Origin of the sequence: Nonomuraea sp. NPDC049607 (assembly GCF_040675375.1) — a bacterium.
Classification (GTDB): Bacteria; Actinomycetota; Actinomycetes; order Streptosporangiales; family Streptosporangiaceae; genus Nonomuraea.
This window is the reverse complement of sequence record NZ_JBFAOV010000003.1, coordinates 154,291-171,643: the sequence shown is the minus strand read 5'-3', so window position 1 is coordinate 171,643 and position 17,353 is coordinate 154,291. Positions and strand designations below refer to the sequence as shown.

General features: G+C 71.5%; 17 protein-coding genes and 1 pseudogene. 9 read left to right on the top strand and 9 right to left on the bottom strand.

Annotated elements, in window-relative coordinates; translation table 11 throughout:
• Positions 1 to 6: 6 nt before the first annotated feature.
• Both AB0J97_RS08090 and AB0J97_RS08085 read right to left on the bottom strand, forming a co-directional pair.
• The gene (locus AB0J97_RS08090) at positions 7 to 312 is read right to left on the bottom strand and encodes a hypothetical protein (RefSeq protein ID WP_364086072.1); all 306 of its coding nucleotides are present in this window, start codon (positions 310 to 312) and stop codon (positions 7 to 9) included.
• Positions 313 to 667: 355 nt separating this feature from the next.
• Positions 668 to 1,474: a LysR family transcriptional regulator gene (locus tag AB0J97_RS08085; protein ID WP_364086070.1), complete on the bottom strand. Its 807-nt coding sequence runs from the start codon at positions 1,472 to 1,474 to the stop codon at positions 668 to 670.
• Between the two features lie 144 nt (positions 1,475 to 1,618).
• On the opposite strand from AB0J97_RS08085, the gene AB0J97_RS08080 reads away from it, so the two are divergent.
• Positions 1,619 to 2,122, top strand: a complete 504-nt coding sequence (locus AB0J97_RS08080; protein WP_364086068.1) for an SRPBCC family protein — start codon at positions 1,619 to 1,621, stop codon at positions 2,120 to 2,122.
• Positions 2,123 to 2,373: 251 nt separating this feature from the next.
• Here the strand turns inward: AB0J97_RS08080 and AB0J97_RS08075 are convergent, their stop codons facing one another.
• The 3 genes from AB0J97_RS08075 to AB0J97_RS08065 are packed head-to-tail and all read right to left on the bottom strand — an operon-like array spanning position 2,374 to position 5,062.
• Positions 2,374 to 3,591, bottom strand: coding sequence for an NADP-dependent isocitrate dehydrogenase (locus AB0J97_RS08075; protein ID WP_364086066.1), 1,218 nt, complete (start codon positions 3,589 to 3,591; stop codon positions 2,374 to 2,376).
• Positions 3,592 to 3,644: 53 nt separating this feature from the next.
• On the bottom strand, positions 3,645 to 3,944 hold the full coding sequence (locus AB0J97_RS08070; protein ID WP_357707760.1) for a DUF3017 domain-containing protein: 300 nt from the start codon (positions 3,942 to 3,944) through the stop codon (positions 3,645 to 3,647).
• Positions 3,941 to 5,062 carry a citrate/2-methylcitrate synthase gene (locus tag AB0J97_RS08065; protein WP_364086063.1) on the bottom strand — a complete coding sequence of 374 codons (1,122 nt, stop codon included), beginning with the start codon at positions 5,060 to 5,062 and terminating at the stop codon, positions 3,941 to 3,943. Before AB0J97_RS08065 ends, AB0J97_RS08070 begins: the two co-directional genes overlap by 4 nt.
• Before the next feature lie 181 nt (positions 5,063 to 5,243).
• On the opposite strand from AB0J97_RS08065, the gene AB0J97_RS08060 reads away from it, so the two are divergent.
• The gene (locus AB0J97_RS08060) at positions 5,244 to 5,891 is read left to right on the top strand and encodes an FHA domain-containing protein (RefSeq protein WP_125644444.1); all 648 of its coding nucleotides are present in this window, start codon (positions 5,244 to 5,246) and stop codon (positions 5,889 to 5,891) included.
• 237 nt (positions 5,892 to 6,128) lie between these two features.
• Here AB0J97_RS08060 and AB0J97_RS08055 read toward each other — a convergent pair whose 3' ends face one another.
• Positions 6,129 to 7,658 carry a family 10 glycosylhydrolase gene (locus tag AB0J97_RS08055; RefSeq protein WP_364086061.1) on the bottom strand — a complete coding sequence of 510 codons (1,530 nt, stop codon included), beginning with the start codon at positions 7,656 to 7,658 and terminating at the stop codon, positions 6,129 to 6,131.
• An 88-nt stretch (positions 7,659 to 7,746) separates the two neighbouring features.
• Here AB0J97_RS08055 and AB0J97_RS08050 point away from each other — a divergent pair, with 88 nt between their 5' ends.
• On the top strand, positions 7,747 to 9,177 hold the full coding sequence (locus tag AB0J97_RS08050) for a glycoside hydrolase family 3 N-terminal domain-containing protein (protein WP_364086057.1): 1,431 nt from the start codon (positions 7,747 to 7,749) through the stop codon (positions 9,175 to 9,177).
• Positions 9,162 to 10,034 carry a MurR/RpiR family transcriptional regulator gene (locus AB0J97_RS08045; protein ID WP_357707767.1) on the top strand — a complete coding sequence of 291 codons (873 nt, stop codon included), beginning with the start codon at positions 9,162 to 9,164 and terminating at the stop codon, positions 10,032 to 10,034. Before AB0J97_RS08050 ends, AB0J97_RS08045 begins: the two co-directional genes overlap by 16 nt.
• 14 nt (positions 10,035 to 10,048) lie before the next feature.
• Here the strand turns inward: AB0J97_RS08045 and AB0J97_RS08040 are convergent, their stop codons facing one another.
• Complete coding sequence (locus AB0J97_RS08040) at positions 10,049 to 10,819, bottom strand: IclR family transcriptional regulator C-terminal domain-containing protein (RefSeq protein ID WP_364086053.1); 771 nt, start codon at positions 10,817 to 10,819, stop codon at positions 10,049 to 10,051.
• A gap of 100 nt (positions 10,820 to 10,919) precedes the next feature.
• On the opposite strand from AB0J97_RS08040, the gene AB0J97_RS08035 reads away from it, so the two are divergent.
• The 4 genes and pseudogenes from AB0J97_RS08035 to AB0J97_RS08020 all read left to right on the top strand — a co-directional run bounded on the left by AB0J97_RS08035 (position 10,920) and on the right by AB0J97_RS08020 (position 14,115).
• Positions 10,920 to 11,357 (top strand): ABC transporter substrate-binding protein, encoded by a 438-nt coding sequence (locus AB0J97_RS08035; RefSeq protein ID WP_364086050.1) that lies wholly within the window; start codon positions 10,920 to 10,922, stop codon positions 11,355 to 11,357.
• A 384-nt stretch (positions 11,358 to 11,741) separates the two neighbouring features.
• A complete protein-coding gene (locus AB0J97_RS08030; RefSeq protein ID WP_364086047.1) occupies positions 11,742 to 12,047 on the top strand; it encodes an ABC transporter permease subunit in 306 nt (101 codons plus the stop codon).
• A gap of 56 nt (positions 12,048 to 12,103) precedes the next feature.
• Positions 12,104 to 12,541 (top strand): annotated as a pseudogene (locus tag AB0J97_RS08025) (ATP-binding cassette domain-containing protein); the annotation flags it as partial.
• A 5-nt stretch (positions 12,542 to 12,546) separates the two neighbouring features.
• The gene (locus tag AB0J97_RS08020) at positions 12,547 to 14,115 is read left to right on the top strand and encodes a thiamine pyrophosphate-dependent enzyme (protein WP_364086044.1); all 1,569 of its coding nucleotides are present in this window, start codon (positions 12,547 to 12,549) and stop codon (positions 14,113 to 14,115) included.
• Between the two features lie 6 nt (positions 14,116 to 14,121).
• On the opposite strand, the gene AB0J97_RS08015 is transcribed toward AB0J97_RS08020, so the two are convergent.
• Together AB0J97_RS08015 and AB0J97_RS08010 are read right to left on the bottom strand one after the other, a co-directional pair.
• Positions 14,122 to 15,273: a C45 family peptidase gene (locus AB0J97_RS08015; protein WP_357707773.1), complete on the bottom strand. Its 1,152-nt coding sequence runs from the start codon at positions 15,271 to 15,273 to the stop codon at positions 14,122 to 14,124.
• Positions 15,274 to 15,346: 73 nt separating this feature from the next.
• A complete protein-coding gene (locus AB0J97_RS08010) occupies positions 15,347 to 16,192 on the bottom strand; it encodes a bifunctional methylenetetrahydrofolate dehydrogenase/methenyltetrahydrofolate cyclohydrolase (RefSeq protein WP_357707774.1) in 846 nt (281 codons plus the stop codon).
• Positions 16,193 to 16,435: 243 nt separating this feature from the next.
• On the opposite strand from AB0J97_RS08010, the gene AB0J97_RS08005 reads away from it, so the two are divergent.
• Positions 16,436 to 17,335 carry an ROK family protein gene (locus tag AB0J97_RS08005; protein ID WP_364086040.1) on the top strand — a complete coding sequence of 300 codons (900 nt, stop codon included), beginning with the start codon at positions 16,436 to 16,438 and terminating at the stop codon, positions 17,333 to 17,335.
• Positions 17,336 to 17,353: the final 18 nt, after the last annotated feature.

Sequence of the window (17,353 nt, the reverse complement as noted above, 5' to 3'; positions counted from 1 at the left end):
CGCGTCTCAGCGCTTGTTGGCGCGGATGGAGATGATCGTGCCGGGCGGGATGGTGGCCGCGGAGACCTGGCCGGGAGAGACCCATGGGCCGACGTTGTAGACGTACCCGACGCTGGGGTTGACGTGCAGGACGGTGATCGCGATCTGGTGCTGCCCCGTGCCACCGGTGCAGCGGCTCTCGGCCGTCGAGCCGTTCACGCTGGTGGTGCAGCCGTCGGGGACGGCGTGCGCGGCCGGGGCGAGGCCCGCGAGCAGCGCGGTGGCGAGCAGGGTCGCGGCGGGCAGGCCGGTGGCCCACTTCCTGGACAGCACGAGGACGCCTCCTGAGGACCGAGGGATGCTTCTTTTAGGAAACTTTCCTAAATGGACCCTAATCGCCCCTGCCCGGACGTCAACCCCCGCGAACGACGCCCCGCCGGCCAAGACGGCCCCTACCGTACGACGAAGCCGCAGATAGAGGCCGTTCTCCCGCAAACAGACATCTTCTTGAGGGACTGCAAGCCCCTTTCCCCGACCTGCGGACTCGCCGACTGACTGCTGTGATGAGTGGATGCGCTCTCCGCCGGCAGGTCCTTCAGCGCCGCGAGCCTGGACGCGGCAGGGTGTCGACGGCCTCGGCGAGGGCACGGATGAGCGGGTTGGTGTCGGTGGCGCGCCAGGCGAAAGCTCATCGAAGGGGCGGGGCATCGGTCACGGGGACATAGGCGAGGTCCGGTCGAGGATAGAAACGGGTGGCCTCGGCGGCGGCGGCACCGACGGCTTGTCCAGTGCTGATGACCTTGAGCTCGTCCTCCCAGTTGGAGATGACCGGGCCGCGGGCGACCGGGCGCCCGGACGGGGTGTGAAAGGGCTGGAACGCCTCTTCCATGGATGCCGGGATCGGTGATCGGTGTCCCATGAAGGTCAGGTCCCCGTAGTCCTCCAAGCTCAGCGACTCCCGGTCGGCGTACGGATGAGTGGCGGCCATGACGACGACGACCGGTGAGGTGTGGGTGACCGGACCGGTGGTGACGTCGGGTTCGCCGACCGGCAGCCACAGGTGGGCCACGTCGACCTCACCGGCTCGAAGCGATGTGAGCGGGTCGACGACGTTGAGTTCGCGATGCACGAGCCGGACGGCCGGACATCGGTTGCGGAACCGATCGACGATCTCGCGGATCATCCAGCCCTGCGGGCCCATGCTGCCGAGCGTGAGCACACCGGCGACGCCTTCGGCGGCCATTCGCGCGCGTTCCAAGCTGTCGTTCAGGCTCGTGTAGATCGGTCGAAGGTCGTCGCTGAGTTGCCGGCCCAGCGGGGTGAGGCGGATCTGGCGGCGGTTGGAGCGGTCGAACAGTTCCCCGCCCAGCCGGCGTTCCTGCTGACTGATGGCCTGGCTGACACGGGCCTGGGACACGTGCAGCCGTTCGGCCGCCCGCCCGAAATGCAACTCCTCGGCCAGCGTCAGGAAGATCTCGATGTCCCGAAGTTCCACAAGCCCCGCCCCTAGTCATAACCCGTGCGTTATCGGCACGGGCGTGAAGTCTACGTTGATCCAGGCCAGGGTCTTGACGAGAGTGGACGGAGCAAACGGCTGGCGAACGCCCAGCCCACTCGTGATCACGCATGGGGGACCCAGATGTTGCGGGAGATTCGCTACCGCGGACCGTCGCTGGATGAGCTGCACAACAACTACGCCAAGCGGCACCGGATCGACGAGGAGGCGCCCATCCGCTCCGCGCACGAGGTGGTGATCGACGCACCGGCTGAGCGGGTCTGGGGCCTGCTCGCCGACCCCACCGCATGGTCGGCATTCGACCGAGCCATCCGCGACGTGCGCGTCGCGGGCGACGGCGGCGTCACGGTGGATACGCCGTTCACCTGGGTCAACGGCCGTACCACCATCAGCTCCCGGTTCGCCGTCGTCGAGCCGCTCCGCGAGATCACCTGGACCGGCAGCGCGATGGGCTCGCGCGCCGCGCACCGCCACCTCATCACCACCCGGCAGGACGGAACCACGCTCCTGCGAACCGAGGAGTCCATGGCCGGCTCCCTGCTCGGGCTCTTCTACAACAGCGCGAAACTGCACGCCGAGCTGACGCGCCGGCTCGGCTCGATCAAGACCGCCGCCGAGCAGCCGTGACCCTGGCAGTCACGGCAAGGAGATCGCCTGCTGCGAGGCGACCGTCATAAGGAGGCGTCTTTGATCCACAGGGTCAGAGACACCTCTCTCACGCGGCGTGCAGCGCGGACATCGACGTGCCGGCCGAGCTTCAACAACGTCCCCTGGAAGACGGCCCTCGTACGAGCAGGTGTCATCCCGAAGCTCAGACTGCCAGACATGCGAAACGGCCCCTACCGTACGACGAAGCCGCAGGTAGAGGCCGTTGTCTCTCAAGCAGACATCTTCTTCTTGAGGTTCTCGTCCAGGGCGGCCAGGAAGTCCTGGGTGGTGAGCCACTTGGCGTCGCCGCCGACCAGCAGGGCGAGGTCCTTGGTCATCTGACCGCTCTCGACGGTCTCGATGCAGACCTGCTCCAGCTTGTTGGCGAAGTCGGTCACGGCGGGGGTGTTGTCGAGCTTGCCGCGGTGGGCCAGGCCACGCGTCCACGCGAAGATCGAGGCGATCGGGTTCGTGGAGGTGGGGTTGCCCTTCTCGTGCTCGCGGAAGTGGCGGGTGACGGTGCCGTGGGCGGCCTCGGCCTCGACGGTCTGGCCGTCGGGGGTCATGAGGACGGACGTCATCAGGCCGAGCGAGCCGAAGCCCTGCGCGACGGTGTCGGACTGCACGTCGCCGTCGTAGTTCTTGGCGGCCCAGACGTAGCCGCCCTCCCACTTGAGCGCCGCGGCGACCATGTCGTCGATGAGGCGGTGCTCGTAGGTGAGCCCGGCCTTGTCGAAGTCGGCCTTGAACTCGGTCTCGAAGACCTCGGCGAAGATGTCCTTGAAGCGGCCGTCGTACGCCTTGAGGATGGTGTTCTTCGTCGACAGGTAGACCGGGTAGTTGCGGGCCAGGCCGTAGCGCATGGAGGCGCGGGCGAAGTCGCGGATCGACTCGTCGAGGTTGTACATCGCCATGGCGACGCCGCTGCCCGGGAAGTCGTACACGTCGATCTCGATCGGCTCGGAGCCGTCCTTCGGCGTGTACGTGAGGGTCAGGGTGCCCTCGCCGGGGATCTTCAGGTCGGTGGCGCGGTACTGGTCGCCGAACGCGTGACGGCCGACGACGATCGGCTTGGTCCAGCCGGGCACGAGCCGCGGCACGTTCGACATGATGATCGGCTCACGGAAGATCACGCCGCCGAGGATGTTGCGGATGGTCCCGTTGGGGGACTTCCACATCTTCTTGAGCCCGAACTCCTCGACCCGCGCCTCGTCCGGGGTGATGGTGGCGCACTTCACACCGACGCCGTACTTCTTGATGGCGTTGGCGGCGTCGATGGTGACCTGGTCGTCCGTCGAGTCACGGTACTCGATCCCCAGGTCGTAGTACTTCAGGTCGACGTCGAGGTAGGGAAGGATCAGCTGGTCCTTGATGAACTGCCAGATGATCCGGGTCATCTCGTCGCCGTCGAGCTCGACGACCGGACCCTCCACCTTGATCTTGGGCATGCGAATGGTTCCCCTTCAATGAATGGATGCGTTGAGGCTATCGGACCGTCCCGTCAACCGGCCAAAAGGGACAGAAGCCAGGCCTTGAACGCGTTGTTGTACAGCGCCAGCGAGGTCAGGGCCATCAGGAAGCCGAACGCGGTCAGCGTGATGACGTCCGTCCTCCTGTCGCGGACGGCCAGTTGCCCGTCGAATCCGGCGAACCGGAGCGCGGCGGCGACCATCAGCACGCCACCCAGCGCGAACCCGCCCCAGCGCGGGTCCACCAGCAGGATCACGAGCACGGTGACGACCGCTCCCGCCAGGATCAGCGGGAACGGTCCCCAACGTTCGCGTTCGTTCTCTCGGCTCAACGCTCTTCTATTGGCTTCCACTTCTGATCGCGCTCGCCAATGTATTCACTGTCGGGCCGGATCAGCCTGTTGTCGGCATGCTGCTCGATCACGTGCGCGGTCCAGCCGGACATGCGGCTGATCGAGAAGACGGGGGTGAACAGGTCCGTCGGAATGCCAAGGTAGTGGTAGACGGACGCCGCGTAGAAATCGACGTTCGGATAGAGGCCCTTCGTCTCGAAGACGACCTCCTCCATCTCCTTGGACATCCGGTAGTAGGTGTCGTCGCCGGTGGACTCGGCCAGCTCGGCCGACATCCGGCGCAGATGCGTGGCGCGCGGGTCCTCGGTCTTGTAGACGCGGTGGCCGAAGCCCATGATCTTCTCGCCCGCGGCGAGCTTGTCGCGTACGGCCTGGGCCACCCCGCCCGGCGAGATCGACTCCAGCGTCTTCATGACCTGCTCGTTCGCGCCGCCGTGCAGGGGGCCCTTGAGCGTGCCGATGGCCGCGACGATGGCCGAGTGCATGTCCGACAGGGTCGCGGCGCAGACGCGGGCGGCGAACGTCGAGGCGTTCATCGTGTGGTCGGCGTGCAGCACCAGGCACTCGTCGAAGATCTCGACCGCGCGCGCCTCGGGGGCGCGGCCGGTGACCTGGAGCAGGAAGTTCCCGGCGATGCTCAGCCCGGGGTCGGCCTCGGGGACCGCGCCGCCGGTGCGCGCGGCGTGGTAGCGGGCGACCAGCACGGGCTGCTGCGCGGTCAGGCGCGCCGCCTTGCGCAGGTTGGCGTCGGGGGCGGTGGAGTCCTTGTCGGGGTCGTCGGCGCCGGAGAGGGAGACGAGCGAGCGGAGCGCCTCCATGGGTTTCTGCTTCTCGGCGATCTCGGCGACGTTCGCCGCGACCAGCGCGCCGAGCTCCCTGCCCTGCGCCAGGTCGGCCCCGTACGCCTCCAGCTCCGCCCGGCCGGGCAGCTTGCCGTACTGCAGCAGGTACGCGGTCTCCTCGAACGTCGCTCGGCCGGCCAGGTCGTGGATGTCGTATCCACGGTAGAAGAGGCGACCGGCCTTGCCGTCGATGTCGCTCAGCGCTGTGGACGCGGCGACGACATCGGCCAGGCCTTTCGTGGGCTTGTCCGCCATGAGTGATTCCTCCGCTTATCTTCCTCCGAAGTCTACCCGTGAGCAGGTAAAACCGTCCGCAGAGGTCCAGACCAATTTCACGACGGATTCTCCTTTCGGCAAAGGAGATTCCGCATCCCCTCGGTTGGGTAAGCCGGAGCTGTAGTAATAGTTACGGCGGGCTACCTGGGGAGGAACTGCCGTGGAGGGGCCGTTCATACGCATCGAGGACACCGGCGACGTGGTCCCGTTGCGCCCCGAGATCACGACGGTCGGGAGAGGCCGGGGTGTGGACATCCGGCTCACCGACCCCAGTGTGTCTCGACTCCATGCCGAGTTCGTCAGACGAGGACCCTACCTGTACGTCGTTGACCTGGGCCTGTCCCGCAACGGCACACGGGTGAACGGCAGGCCGATCGCCCGGAGGGTCCTCGACGACGGCGACGTCGTCTCGTTCGGCGCGGCGCGGGGTCGCATCGGTGGAGTCCCCCGTGAGGACTTCACCCCCGAGGTCGAGCTGCGCAGGGCGGCGGCGCCCGAGCTGACCAGGCGCGAGGTCGATGTGCTGACCTCGCTCTGCAGGCCGGCGCTGTCCGACGAGGCGTTCGTCGCTCCGGCGACGGCGCGCGAGATCGCCGACGACCTGGTCGTGACCGAAGCCGCGGTCAAGCAACACCTGCTGCGGCTGTACCAGAAGTTCAGGATTCCTGAGGGCACCAACCGCCGCACGCGCCTCGCCAACGAGGTCGTCGCGCTCGGGCTGGTGCGCCCGACCCCTGTGGTGCCACCACAGCGGTCGGCGGGCGCCGCGGCTGAGCAGCCGTCGGCGGCCGGTAGGAGGGCTTCCTAAGAGGGAGCCGGATCGCGACCGGGGCTTCGGCGAGGGGTTCCGGCAGCGTCGGAACCATCGACAGATCACCGTGCCCATCCCTGCTGGGCGCGGAACGGGCGAGGGCGGGTGACCGCGGACCGAAAAGGCCCGCGGCACGCGTGCCGTGCTTGTCGCCGGTCGGGAAACGTCCCGGCGACGCGCGCTGGTCAGCCATGCGCGCGGCGCCGGAGATGAACGTTTCCTTACCGGCGTATTTCAGATCACCCGGAACCCGTGGCTGGCCTGGCTGGTCCTGTTGGCCCGGTCGACGGCGACCGCGTAGTAGTGGTCGCCGCGCTTGCCGTCCGGGTCCGTCCAGCGGATCTGCCGGTCACCGGGCACGACGGCGACCAGGTTGCGGGCGTCGGCGAAGGCGTTCTGGCCGGCCTCGCCCGGGAAGCGGAAGATCGCGAACTGGAACGGCTCGTTCCGGCCGGTGGCGACCACGCGGACCTCGACGCCGCCGTTGCGGCGCAGCGCGTACGCCACCACCGGGCGGCGCGGCGGCTCGCCGTTCGCCAGGCGGGGCAGCACGGGCGCGAGCGCGGGCCGCTGGTAGTGGTCGTTGACGGTGGTCGTGATGGAGGCGAGCCTGTCCACCTTGACGTCGTTGGCGTTGTACCAGATGTCGCCGCCGACCTCGGGGTGGGCGCGGTTGAGCGTCAGGTGCTTCGACAGCTCGGCCGGGTTCTGCCACTCGGCGGCCTGGGCCGGGTCGCCCGCCTTGTACGCGGCCTGCCCGATCCACAGCAGCGTGTTCGTGCCCGCGGCCACGTCGGACCACCACGGGACGAGCTTGGAGTAGTCGGCCGGCGGCTGCCCGATGTACCAGTAGAGCTGCGGCGCGATGTAGTCCAGCCAGCCCTTCTTGACCCAGCCGCGGGTGTCGGCGTGCAGGTTGTCGTAGGACTGGCCGCCGTTGGTCTCGGAGCCGAGCGGGTCGGTGCCCTTGTTGCGCCAGATGCCCGACGGGCTGATGCCCCAGGCGATCTCCGGCTTGGCCTGGAGGACGCGCTGCTGCATCTCGCTGACCATCAGGTCGACGTTGTTGCGCCGCCAGGAGGCCAGGTCGGGGAAGCCGGCACCGTACTTGGCGAACGTGGCGCTGTCGTCGAAAGCAGTGGTGTTGGTCGGGTAGAAGTAGTCGTCGAAGTGCAGGCCGTCGATGTCGTAGCGAGTGATCGCGTCCATCATCGCGTCCTGGCAGAACTTGCGGACCTCGGGCATGCCCGGGTTGTAGTAGAGCTTGCCGCCGAACGGGAGGATCCACTCGGGGTTCTTGCGTCCGGGGTGGTCCGGGTGCAGCTTGCTGGGGTCGGGCTGCATCGACACGCGGTAGGGGTTGAACCAGGCGTGGAAGGCCAGGCCGCGCTTGTGGGTCTCCTCGACGGCGAACCCGAGCGGGTCGTAGCCGGGGTCCTGGCCCTGGGTGCCGGTCAGGTACTGCGACCAGGGCTCGAACGGCGACGGCCAGAACGCGTCGGCGGTCGGCCTGATCTGCACGAACACGGAGTTGAGCTTGCGCTGCACGGCCACGTCGAGCCAGGCGAGGTATTCGGCCTTCTGCTCGTCGGCGCTCAGCCCCGGCTTCGAGGGCCAGTTGATGTTGACCACGGAAGCGATCCACATGCCGCGCATCTGACGCAGCGGGGGGACGTAGTCGGCCTGGGCGAAGGCCGGCAGCGGCACGGCGGACGCTGCGGCGGCGAGAGCGAGACCCTTCAGGAGAGTCCTTCTGCTGGGCATGGGGGGTGGCCTCTCGACAATGGTTGTGTCGAGGGCGACGATGACAGAAAATTACCTTCAGATCAACAACCGTGAAGGAAAATGCCGCATGAGCGCAGAGCTGGTCCGACTTGCGATGACGGTGCTCCAGCCGGGGTTCGAAGGGACGTCGCCTCCCGACTGGCTGCGCCGCGCGCTGGGCGAGGGCCTGGGCGGTGTCATCCTGTTCGCCCGCAACTCCATCGGCGAGGAGCTCGTCCGTTCGGTGCGCGCCGAGAACCCCGGCGCGATCGTCGCGATCGACGAGGAGGGCGGCGCGGTCACCCGGCTCGAAGTGGCCGCGGGCAGCTCCTTCCCCGGCAACCGGGCGCTGGGCGTGGCCGACGACGTCGACCTCACCGAGCGGGTCGGCCGGCAGATCGGCCGGATGCTCGCCGAGCTCGACATCTCCCTCGACTACGCCCCCTCCGCCGACGTGAACGCCAACCCGGAGAACCCGGTCATCGGCGTGCGGTCGTTCGGGCCCGATCCCGAGCTGGTCGCCCGGCACACGGTCGCGTACGTGGCCGGGGTGCAGGGCGCGGGCGTGGCCGCCTGCGCCAAGCACTTCCCGGGGCACGGCGACACGATCACCGACTCCCACCTGGCGCTGCCCACCGTGCACGCCTCGCGGGCGGTGCTGGACGAACGCGACCTGCCGCCGTTCCGGGCCGCCATCGCGCACGGCGTACGCACGATCATGTCCGGCCACCTGCTCGTGCCCTCGCTCGACCCGTCGATGCCGGCCACGCTCAGCCACAGCGCCCTGACCGAGCTGCTCAGGGGCGAGCTCGGCTTCGACGGCGTGGTCGTCACCGACGCGATCGAGATGCAGGCGGTGGCCGCCATGTTCAGCCCCGGCGAGATCGCGGTGCGCGCGCTGGCCGCCGGCGTCGACGTCATCTGCGCCGGCCGGGCCGACGAGCGGAGCCTGCACGAGATGCGCGACGCCGTCGTCGCGGCCGTGCGCTCGGGCACGCTGGCGGAGGAGCGGCTGGCCGAGGCGGCCGAGCGGGTGCTCGCCCTGTCCACCTGGTACGCCGAGCGGTCCGCGCTGCGTGAGAAGGCCCGCGCCGACATCGACGAGGGCGTCGGCCTGGAGGCCGCCAGGGCCGCGCTGACCACGACCGGCTCCGCCGTGCTGGACCGGGCCCCGCTGGTCGTGGAGGTCAACACCCGGCTCAGTCAGGCGGTCGATCCGGCCACGCCGACCGGCATCACGGCGGCGCTGGCCGCCCGGCTGCCGAACACCGACAGGGTGCGCCTCGACCGCGACGGCGCGCTGCCCGCCTTCGACGACCGGCCCGTGGTGCTCGTGGTGCACGACGCCGCCCGGCATCCGTGGGTGCGCGAGGCGCTGGCGCGGGCGCTGGCCGTCCGGCCCGACGCGATCGTGGTGGACACCGGCATCAGCGACGCGCCCGTGGGGGCCGCCCACCTCGCCACGCACGGCATCTCCCGCGTCTCCGCGCAGGCGGCGGCCGAATGGCTGACCCGTTGAGCGCCGAGCCCGTGAACCCGGTCGCCACCGTGCGCGCGGTGCTGCCGTCGCTGACCCCGGCGGCGCAGGCCATCGGGCGCATCATCCTGGACGACCCCGGCCTGGTCGTGCGGAGCACGATCACCGAGTTCAGCGCGGTGTCGGGCACCAGCGAGGCCACGATCGTGCGCACCGCGCGGGCGCTCGGCTTCGCCGGGTACTCGCAGATGCGCTTCGCGCTGGCCGCCGCCGTGGCCAAGCAGCCGGAACGCCTGGTGCCCGGCGACCTGGCCCCCGACGACCCGCTGACCGACGTGATCGCCAAAGTGGCGCGGGCGGAGTCCGACGCGCTGGCGGACACGGCGGCGCAGCTCGACCCCGACCAGCTCGGCGAGGTCGTCCAGGCCATCGCGATGGCCCGGCGGGTGGACGTCTACGGCGTGGCCGCCTCGGGGCTGGTGGCCGCCGACATGTCGCAGAAACTGCTGCGCATCGGCCTGTCCAGCCACCCGTTCAGCGACGCCCATCTGGCCCTGACCAGCGCCGCGCTGCTGCGGGACGGCGACGTGGCGGTGGCCATCAGCTGCAGCGGCGAGACGCCGGACGTGCTGGTCCCGGCCCGTACGGCGGCCGAGGCGGGGGCGCTGATCGTGGCCATCACCAACAACCCGCGCTCGTCGCTGGCCGACCTGGCCAGCCACACGCTGGTGTCGGCCGGCCGGGAGACCGCCTTCCGGCCCGGCGCGCTGGCCAGCCGGATCAGCCAGCTCCTGATCGTGGACTGCATCTTCGTCGGCCTGGCCCAGCGCACCTACGACCGGGCCGAGGCGGCGATCCGCGCCACCCGCGACGCCACCGACCGCTACCGCAACCGGTGAGGGAGGACCGGGCGTCAGGCGCGGGTGACCGAGACCTTCACCAGGTCGGCCTCGATGCGCGCCGCCGTGGCCAGGAGCTCCGGCAGCAGTCCCTGCCTGATCTCGTGCAGGCTGGTACGGCCGGCGTGCGTGGAGACGTTCACGGCGGCGACCGTGCGGCCGGCGTGGTCGCGTACGGGCGCGGCGACGGCCCGCAGGCCCTCCTCCAGTTCCTGGTCCACCATGGCCCAGCCGCGCAGGCGCACCTGCTCCAGCTCGGCCCGCAGCGCGGCGGGCCGCACGACGGTCCTGGAGGTCAGCTCGCGTAACGCGGCGCGTCCCAGGTAGTCCTCCAGGCCGGCGGGCGGCAGGGCGGACAGCAGCACCCGGCCCATCGACGTGCAGTAGGCCGGGAAGCGGGTGCCGATGCTGATCGACACGCTCATGATCCGGGCGGTGGCGACGCGGGCGACGTAGACGACGTCCTCGCCGTCGAGGACCGCGACCGAGGCGGACTCGTGCACCTCGGCCGCCAGGCGTTCCAGGTGGGGTCCGGCGACCTCGGGCAACGACAGGCCGGACAGGTAGGCGTACCCCAGCTCCAGGACGCGGGGGGTGAGCGCGAACAGCCGGCCGTCGCCGCGCACGTAGCCGAGGTCGGCGAGCGTGATGAGGAAGCGCCTGGCGGCGGCGCGGCTGAGGCCGGTCGCCCGCGCTACCTGACTGAGCGTCAGCTCGGGCGCCGCGGCGCTGAACGCGCGGATCACCGCGAGCCCTCTGGCCGGCGACTGCACATGATCGACCATGGTGATCCCTTGACAGGAACCGACAAGGGCGTAGTTTCCGCCATACAGAGCTGTTCGGACAGAGAATACCTGTGCGCATAGCGAACACCGGGGAGCAGCCGTGCGTCGCGCTCTGATCATCCTCGCCGCCCTGCTCGTGACCGCCTGCGGCGGCACGCAGCCGGGTACGCGGACGGAAGGCAAGGACGAGGTCAACGCCGGAGTGATCGCGATCGTGGACACCGCGCCCATCCACCTGGGCAGGTCCAAGGGCTTCTTCGCCGAGCAGGGCATCGACCTGACGATCCCCCCTGTGCAGGGCGGCGCGGCCGGCATCTCCGGGGCGGTCGGCGGGCAGTTCCAGTTCGCCTTCGCCAACACCACCTCGCTACTGACCGCCAAGCAGCAGGGCCTGGACGTCAAGGTGGTGGCCAACGGCGTCTCCTCGACCGGACGGCAGGGCGAGGACTTCAGCGCGGTGCTGGTCGAGCCGGGCAGCCCGATCAGGTCGGCATCGAGTTCGTCGAGCTGCCCTTCCCCGACGCGCCCGCGGCCCTGAAGAGCGGCCGGGTGGACGCCATCTGGGTGGTCGAGCCGTTCGTCAGCCAGGCGATCAGCCAGGGAGCGCGGCCGGTGGCCTGGAACTTCGCCGACGCCGCCCCCGACCTCACCGTCGCCATGTACTTCACCACCGGCCGAACCGACCCCGGCCTGACCAGGCGGTTCACGGCGGCGATGCGCAAGTCGCCGGAGTACGCCGACGGCCACCCCGACGAGGTCCGGCAGATCCTCGGGACGTACACGAAGATCGCGCCCGAGGTGATCGCGAAGATCAACCTGCCGCGGTGGCCGGTCGAGGTGAACAAGGCGTCCGTGCAGACCATCGCCGACCTGGCGCTGGCCGACGGCGTGCTGACGAGGAGGATCGACGCTCGGCGAGACCATGCGCGGCTGGGCGTTGGGGCTGGCCGTGGCGTTCTGCGCGGCGGTCGCGGCGGGCGTGCTGATCGGGCTCAGGCTGGCGGCGGCGGTGGCGTTCATCCTGGCGGTGACGGCCGAGCTGGTGATCGGCAGCCCGGGGCTCGGCGCGGAGATCCAGGTGGCGCAGAGCAGCGGGGCCGTGCCCACCGTGTACGCGCTGATCGTGGTCGCCGGGTGCGTCGGCATCGTGGTCAACGCGGCCGTGCGGCTGCTCGAACGCCGGGTGCTGGCCTGGCATCCGGCCGTGCGCTCGGAGGCGGCGGCGTGAGGGCGCTCCGGCTGGTCGCGCTGCCCGCGGTGCTCGTGCAGGTGTGGTGGGCGGCCGGCGAGCCGGTGACCGGGCCGCCGCCGCGCATGGCCGTGGTCTTCCAGGAGTACGGCCGCAGCCTGTTCCCCTGGATGACCGTGCGGCAGAACGTCGAGCTGCCGTTGAAGGAGAAGCGGGTGCCGCGCGCGCGGCGGGACGAGCTGGTGACCGGGTCGCTGACGGCCGTCGGGCTGGCCGACGTGGCCGACGCGCATCCCTGGCAGCTCTCCGGCGGCATGCAGCAGCGCGTCGCCATCGCGCGGGCCGTGGCGTACGAGCCGCAGGTCCTGCTCATGGACGAGCCGTTCGCCGCCGTGGACGCGCATGTCATGGAGGACCTCACGATCGACCTGCCGCGCGACCGCGACCAGCTCACCACCCGGTCGCTGCCGCGGTTCGGCGAGCTGCGCGGGCAGGTCTACCGGCGGATCCAGCAGGCGAGAGGGGCACAGTGAGCACAGTGAGGGCAGCGGCGTTCGAGGTGCTGCGCCGGTACGGACTGACGACGATCTTCGGCAACCCCGGATCGACCGAGGTGTCGCTGCTGACCGGCCTGCCGGACGACCTCCGCTTCGTGCTCGCGCTGCACGAGGGTTCGGTCGTCGGCCTGGCCACCGGCTGGGCGATCGGGCAGGCCGGGCCCGCGCTGGCCGTGCTGCACACCACGGCCGGGCTGGGCAACGCGGTGGGCGCCCTGGCCACGGCCCGGGTGAACCGGGTGCCCCTGGTCGTCCTGGTGGGGCAGCAGGACCGGCGGCACCTGGCGCTGGAGCCGTTCCTCGCCGGGCGGCTGGCCGGGCTGGCCGGCGACTACCCGGTGTGGACGGATCAGCCGGTACGGGCGCAGGACGTGCCCGGCGCGCTGGCCAGGGCCTTCCACGAGGCGGTCACGCACCGGGGCCCGGCGCTGGTCGTGGTGCCCATGGACGACTGGGACGCGCCCTTCGCCGGCGAGACCCCGGCCGCGCCCGTCCGGGTGCTGCGGCCCGCCGCGGTGCCGGACGCCGGCCTGGCGCCGCTGGCCGAGCTGCTGGCCGGGGCGCGGTCCCCGGCGATCGTCGCGGGCGCGGGGGCGTCGTGGGGGCCGCTGGTGGAGCTGGCCGAGCGGCTGGCGTGCCCGGTGTTCCAGGAGTCGTTCGGGGCGCTGGCGGGGTTCCCGCAGGACCATCCCCAGTACGCCGGGGTGCTGCCGGCCGACCGCGGGCGGCTGCGGGCCGCGCTCGCCCCGCACGACGTCGTGCTGGCCGTGGGGGCGCCGGTGTTCCGGCAGTACCCGTACGCGCCGGGGCCGCTCGTCGAGCCGGGGACGGCGGTCGCCGTGGTCACCGACGACCCGGCCGAGGCGCACCGGAGCGCGGCCGACCTGGCCGTCCTGGCCCCGCCGGGAGCCGTCTGCGAGCGCCTGGCGGTCCTGGTGCCCGCCCGTTCCCCCGCTCCGGTGGACGTGGCCCCGGTTCCCGAGGTGCCCGGCGGGGAGCCGATGCGGGCCGCGTACGTGCTGCGCGAGCTGGCCCGGCGGCTCCCCCGCGACGTCGTGCTGCTGGAGGAGACCCCGTCGTCCCGTCCTGACCTGCACCGGCTGGTCCCGGCCAGGAACCCGCTGGGCTTCGTCTCGGCGGCCATGGGCGGGCTCGGGTTCGCCGTGCCCGCCGCGGTCGGCCTGCGTATGGCGCTGCCCGGACGTCCGGTGGTCGCGGTCGTGAGCGACGGCTCGGCGCTCTACGGCGTGCACGCCCTGTGGAGCGCCGCCCACTACCGGGTGGGCGCGCTGTTCGTCGTGCTCGCCAACGGCCGCTACGCGGTCATGGACCGGCTGGCCGACCGGCAGGGCGGCAAGGCCCCTTGGCCGCCGTTCACCGAGGTGGACATGGGTGCGCTGGCCAGGTCGCTGGGCTGCCCGGCCCGGCGGGTGGACGGCCCCGCCGAGCTGGCAGCCGCGCTCGACGAGGTGATCCCGTCGCTGGCCGGGCGCGAGGAGCCGCTGCTGCTCGACGTCGCCGTGACCGTGGACCTGGGCTTCCAGCCCTGAGCGGGCTCACCAGGCCGAAGGACGCCGCCCGTCGTCGGTCGTGGGGTCGAAGCAGAGCTCGGGGGTGGCGTCCGGCTTGAACACCTCGTCCAGGGACCATCGCTCGTACGGGCGGGCGCACGGCGGCGCGCCGGCGATCGACAGCTCGCGGGCGTCGAGGTCCATCACGACGGAGTAGACCGTGCGGCACTGCTCGGCCAGGGTGGCGTCGGGGTCGAGGTGGCGGCAGACGCCGTCGGGGAAGGAGTAGTGGTCGCGCAGGGCGGCGACGACGTGCTCCAGGCCCACCGCGCGCTCGGCGGCGGTGTCCTCCAGCAGGTGGCGCACGCGTTCGGGGCGCAGCAGGGTCAGGCCGGACCGGGCCGCCTTCATGTCCTCCAACGGCAGCTCGGCCTCGAAGTGGTTGGCGTGGGTGAGCAGGCCGTCGCGCGGCAGCAGCGCGCCGAACGCGCCGGGCGCCACCTCCAGGTCGATGGCCTCGCCTCCGGCGTCGGCGATGAGCAGGTTGCCCGAGGAGACGCGCGGCACGTCGAGCACCTTGCGGTGGGCCCGGCTCATCCGCTCCGACTGCAGCACCCCGCGCAGCAGATAGTGGTACGGCACCCCCGCCCCGGCGTGGTCGCGGTCGGACTGCAGGCGGTTCGCGCACACCCCGAGCCCCGCCGAGTTGAGCCCCGACTTGGCCAGCATGCCCGCCTCGGCCAGCGTGAGCACCGCGAACCCCTCGGTGTCGCGGGTGGCCAGCAGGAAGGTGACCGCGCCCTGTTCGGGATGCCAGTCCCAGTTCTGGGCGAGCAGGGTGTGACCGTCGCGGGTGTACTTGGGCAGGACGGCGACCGAGGTGCAGCCGTCGTCGTGGTAGCCGGTGCCGTCGAGCAGCTCGGTACGGGCGTTGAGCGCCGCGATGTGCTCGACCGGCCGGCCCGCGCCCGCCGCGAGGCCCTCCAGCATGGCGGCGATGCTCGCGTCGTACGCCCTGGCCACGTCGAGGAAGGTCTGGCCCCAGCGCAGCACGTCGGCGGCGGAGAGCCCCGACTTGTCGCGGAAGCGCCGCAGGTAGGTCTCGACGCTCCGCGCGACCAGGTCGGCGGTCTGGTGGCCGATCGCGGCCCCCATCTCCTCGTAGGTGCCCTCGACAGCGATGAGCGGGGTGTCCATGAATCGGCCTTCCGTGATGGGGGTGGGGCTCGCTCTTCTTCCCATTCCCCCCATCAGGGCTTCATCCCACCGCTCAGGAACGCTCGGCGGCCTCCACCACGTTGGACAGCAGCAGCGCGCGGGTCATCGGGCCGACGCCGCCCGGGTTGGGGGTGAGGAAGCCGGCGACCTCCTCCACGTCGGGGGCCACGTCGCCGGCGATCTTGCCGTGGACCCTGGAGACGCCCACGTCGAGGACGGCCGCGCCGGGCTTGACCATGTCACGCGTGATGAGCTCGGGCACGCCGGCCGCGGCCACGACGATGTCGGCGCGGCGCACGTGGGCGGCCAGGTCTTCGGTGCCGGTGTGGCAGAGGGTCACCGTGGCGTTCTCGCTGCGGCGGGTCAGCAGCAGGCCGAGCGAGCGGCCGACGGTGATGCCACGGCCGACCACGACGACGTCGGCGCCCTTGATCGGCACGTCGTACGCCTGGAGCAGCAGCACGATGCCGTGGGGGGTGCACGGGAGCGGCGCGTCGACCATGTGGACGAGGCGGCCGAGGTTGACCGGGTGGAGGCCGTCGGCGTCTTTGGCCGGGTCCATGCGCTCCAGCAGCGCCATCGTGTCGAGGTGCTTCGGCAGCGGGAGCTGGACGATGTAGCCGGTGCAGGCCGGGGAGGCGTTGAGCTCGTCGATGGCCGCCTCGACGTCCTTCTGGGTGGCGGTGGCCGGGAGGTCGACGCGGATGGAGGCGATGCCGACCTCGGCGCAGTCGCGGTGCTTGCCCGCGACGTAGATCTGGCTGCCGGGGTCGTCGCCCACCAGGACGGTGCCCAGGCCGGGCGTGATGCCACGGTCCTTGAGCGCGGCCACCCGGGTCGCGAGGTCTGCCTTGATCCTGGCGGCTGTCGCCTTGCCGTCGAGTTTCACTGCGCTCATGCCGTCAATCCTTCCACGACTCCCCGGCCCGCCGGCACCGGCCGCGCGTTCGTCCACAGTTTTTCCACAGATGGGAGGCAGACGGCCTCCGTTGTCCACAGGGTAACGATGACATCGTTGTCATCGATCAAGGAAAGACATATCGTGGCGCCGACAGCACGCCAGACGGAGGTTCCCCTTGCCTGCCCGCTCCCCCCTGCCACGCCTCGGCGGTCGCCGCCGGCCCGGCCACCCCGTACGCGGATGAGGTGCGTACTCGCCGTCGACATCGGCGGGACCAAACTCGCCGCCGCGCTGGTCGACGAGGCCGGTTCCGTCCTGCGTCCGGCCACCCGGCCCACGCCGCGGGCCGACGTCATGGCCGCCCTGAAGGACCTCGTCGCGGAGGTGACCGGCGGGGGCCCGCCCCCGCACGCCGTCGGGGTCGGCTGCGCGGGCCCGCTCGACCTCACCACCGGCACCGTGAGCCCGGTGAACATGCCGAGCTGGCGCGGCTTCCCGCTGCGCGACGAGCTGCGGCGGCTGACCGGCCTGCCGGTGGTGCTGGCCGGCGACGCCCAGTGCATGGCGCTCGGCGAACACTGGCTGGGCGCCGGGCAGGGCAGCACCTCGCTGCTCGGAGTCGTCGTGTCCACCGGCATCGGCGGCGGCCTGGTGATCGGCGGCGCGCCGCTCCTGGGCCCGGCGGGCAACGCCGGGCACGTCGGCCACATGAGCGTCGATCCGGGCGGCGAGCGCTGCGAGTGCGGCGGCCGGGGCTGCGTCGAGCGCTACTCCAGCGGCCCCAACCTGGCCCGCTGGGCCCTGGAGAACGGCTGGGCGCCCGTCGGCGACCGCGACGCCAGGGCGCTGGCCGCCGACGCGGCCGGCGGGCATCCGGTGGCCGTGGCGGCCTTCGAGCGCGGCGCCAGGGCGCTGGCGGGCATGATCGCCTCCACGGCGGCCGCGGTCGAGCTCGACACCGTGGTCATCGGCGGCGGCGTGTCGGCGGCAGGAGAGGTGCTCTTCGGCCCGCTGGAGCGGGCGCTCGACGACGTGGCGGGGCTGGCGTTCGTCCGGTCGGTCCGGGTGCGGCCGACCACGCTGGGCGTGCGCGCGGGGCTGGCCGGGGCCGCCCGGCTCGCGTGGCGCCTGTCGAGCTAGTCCCGCCCGGCTCGCCTG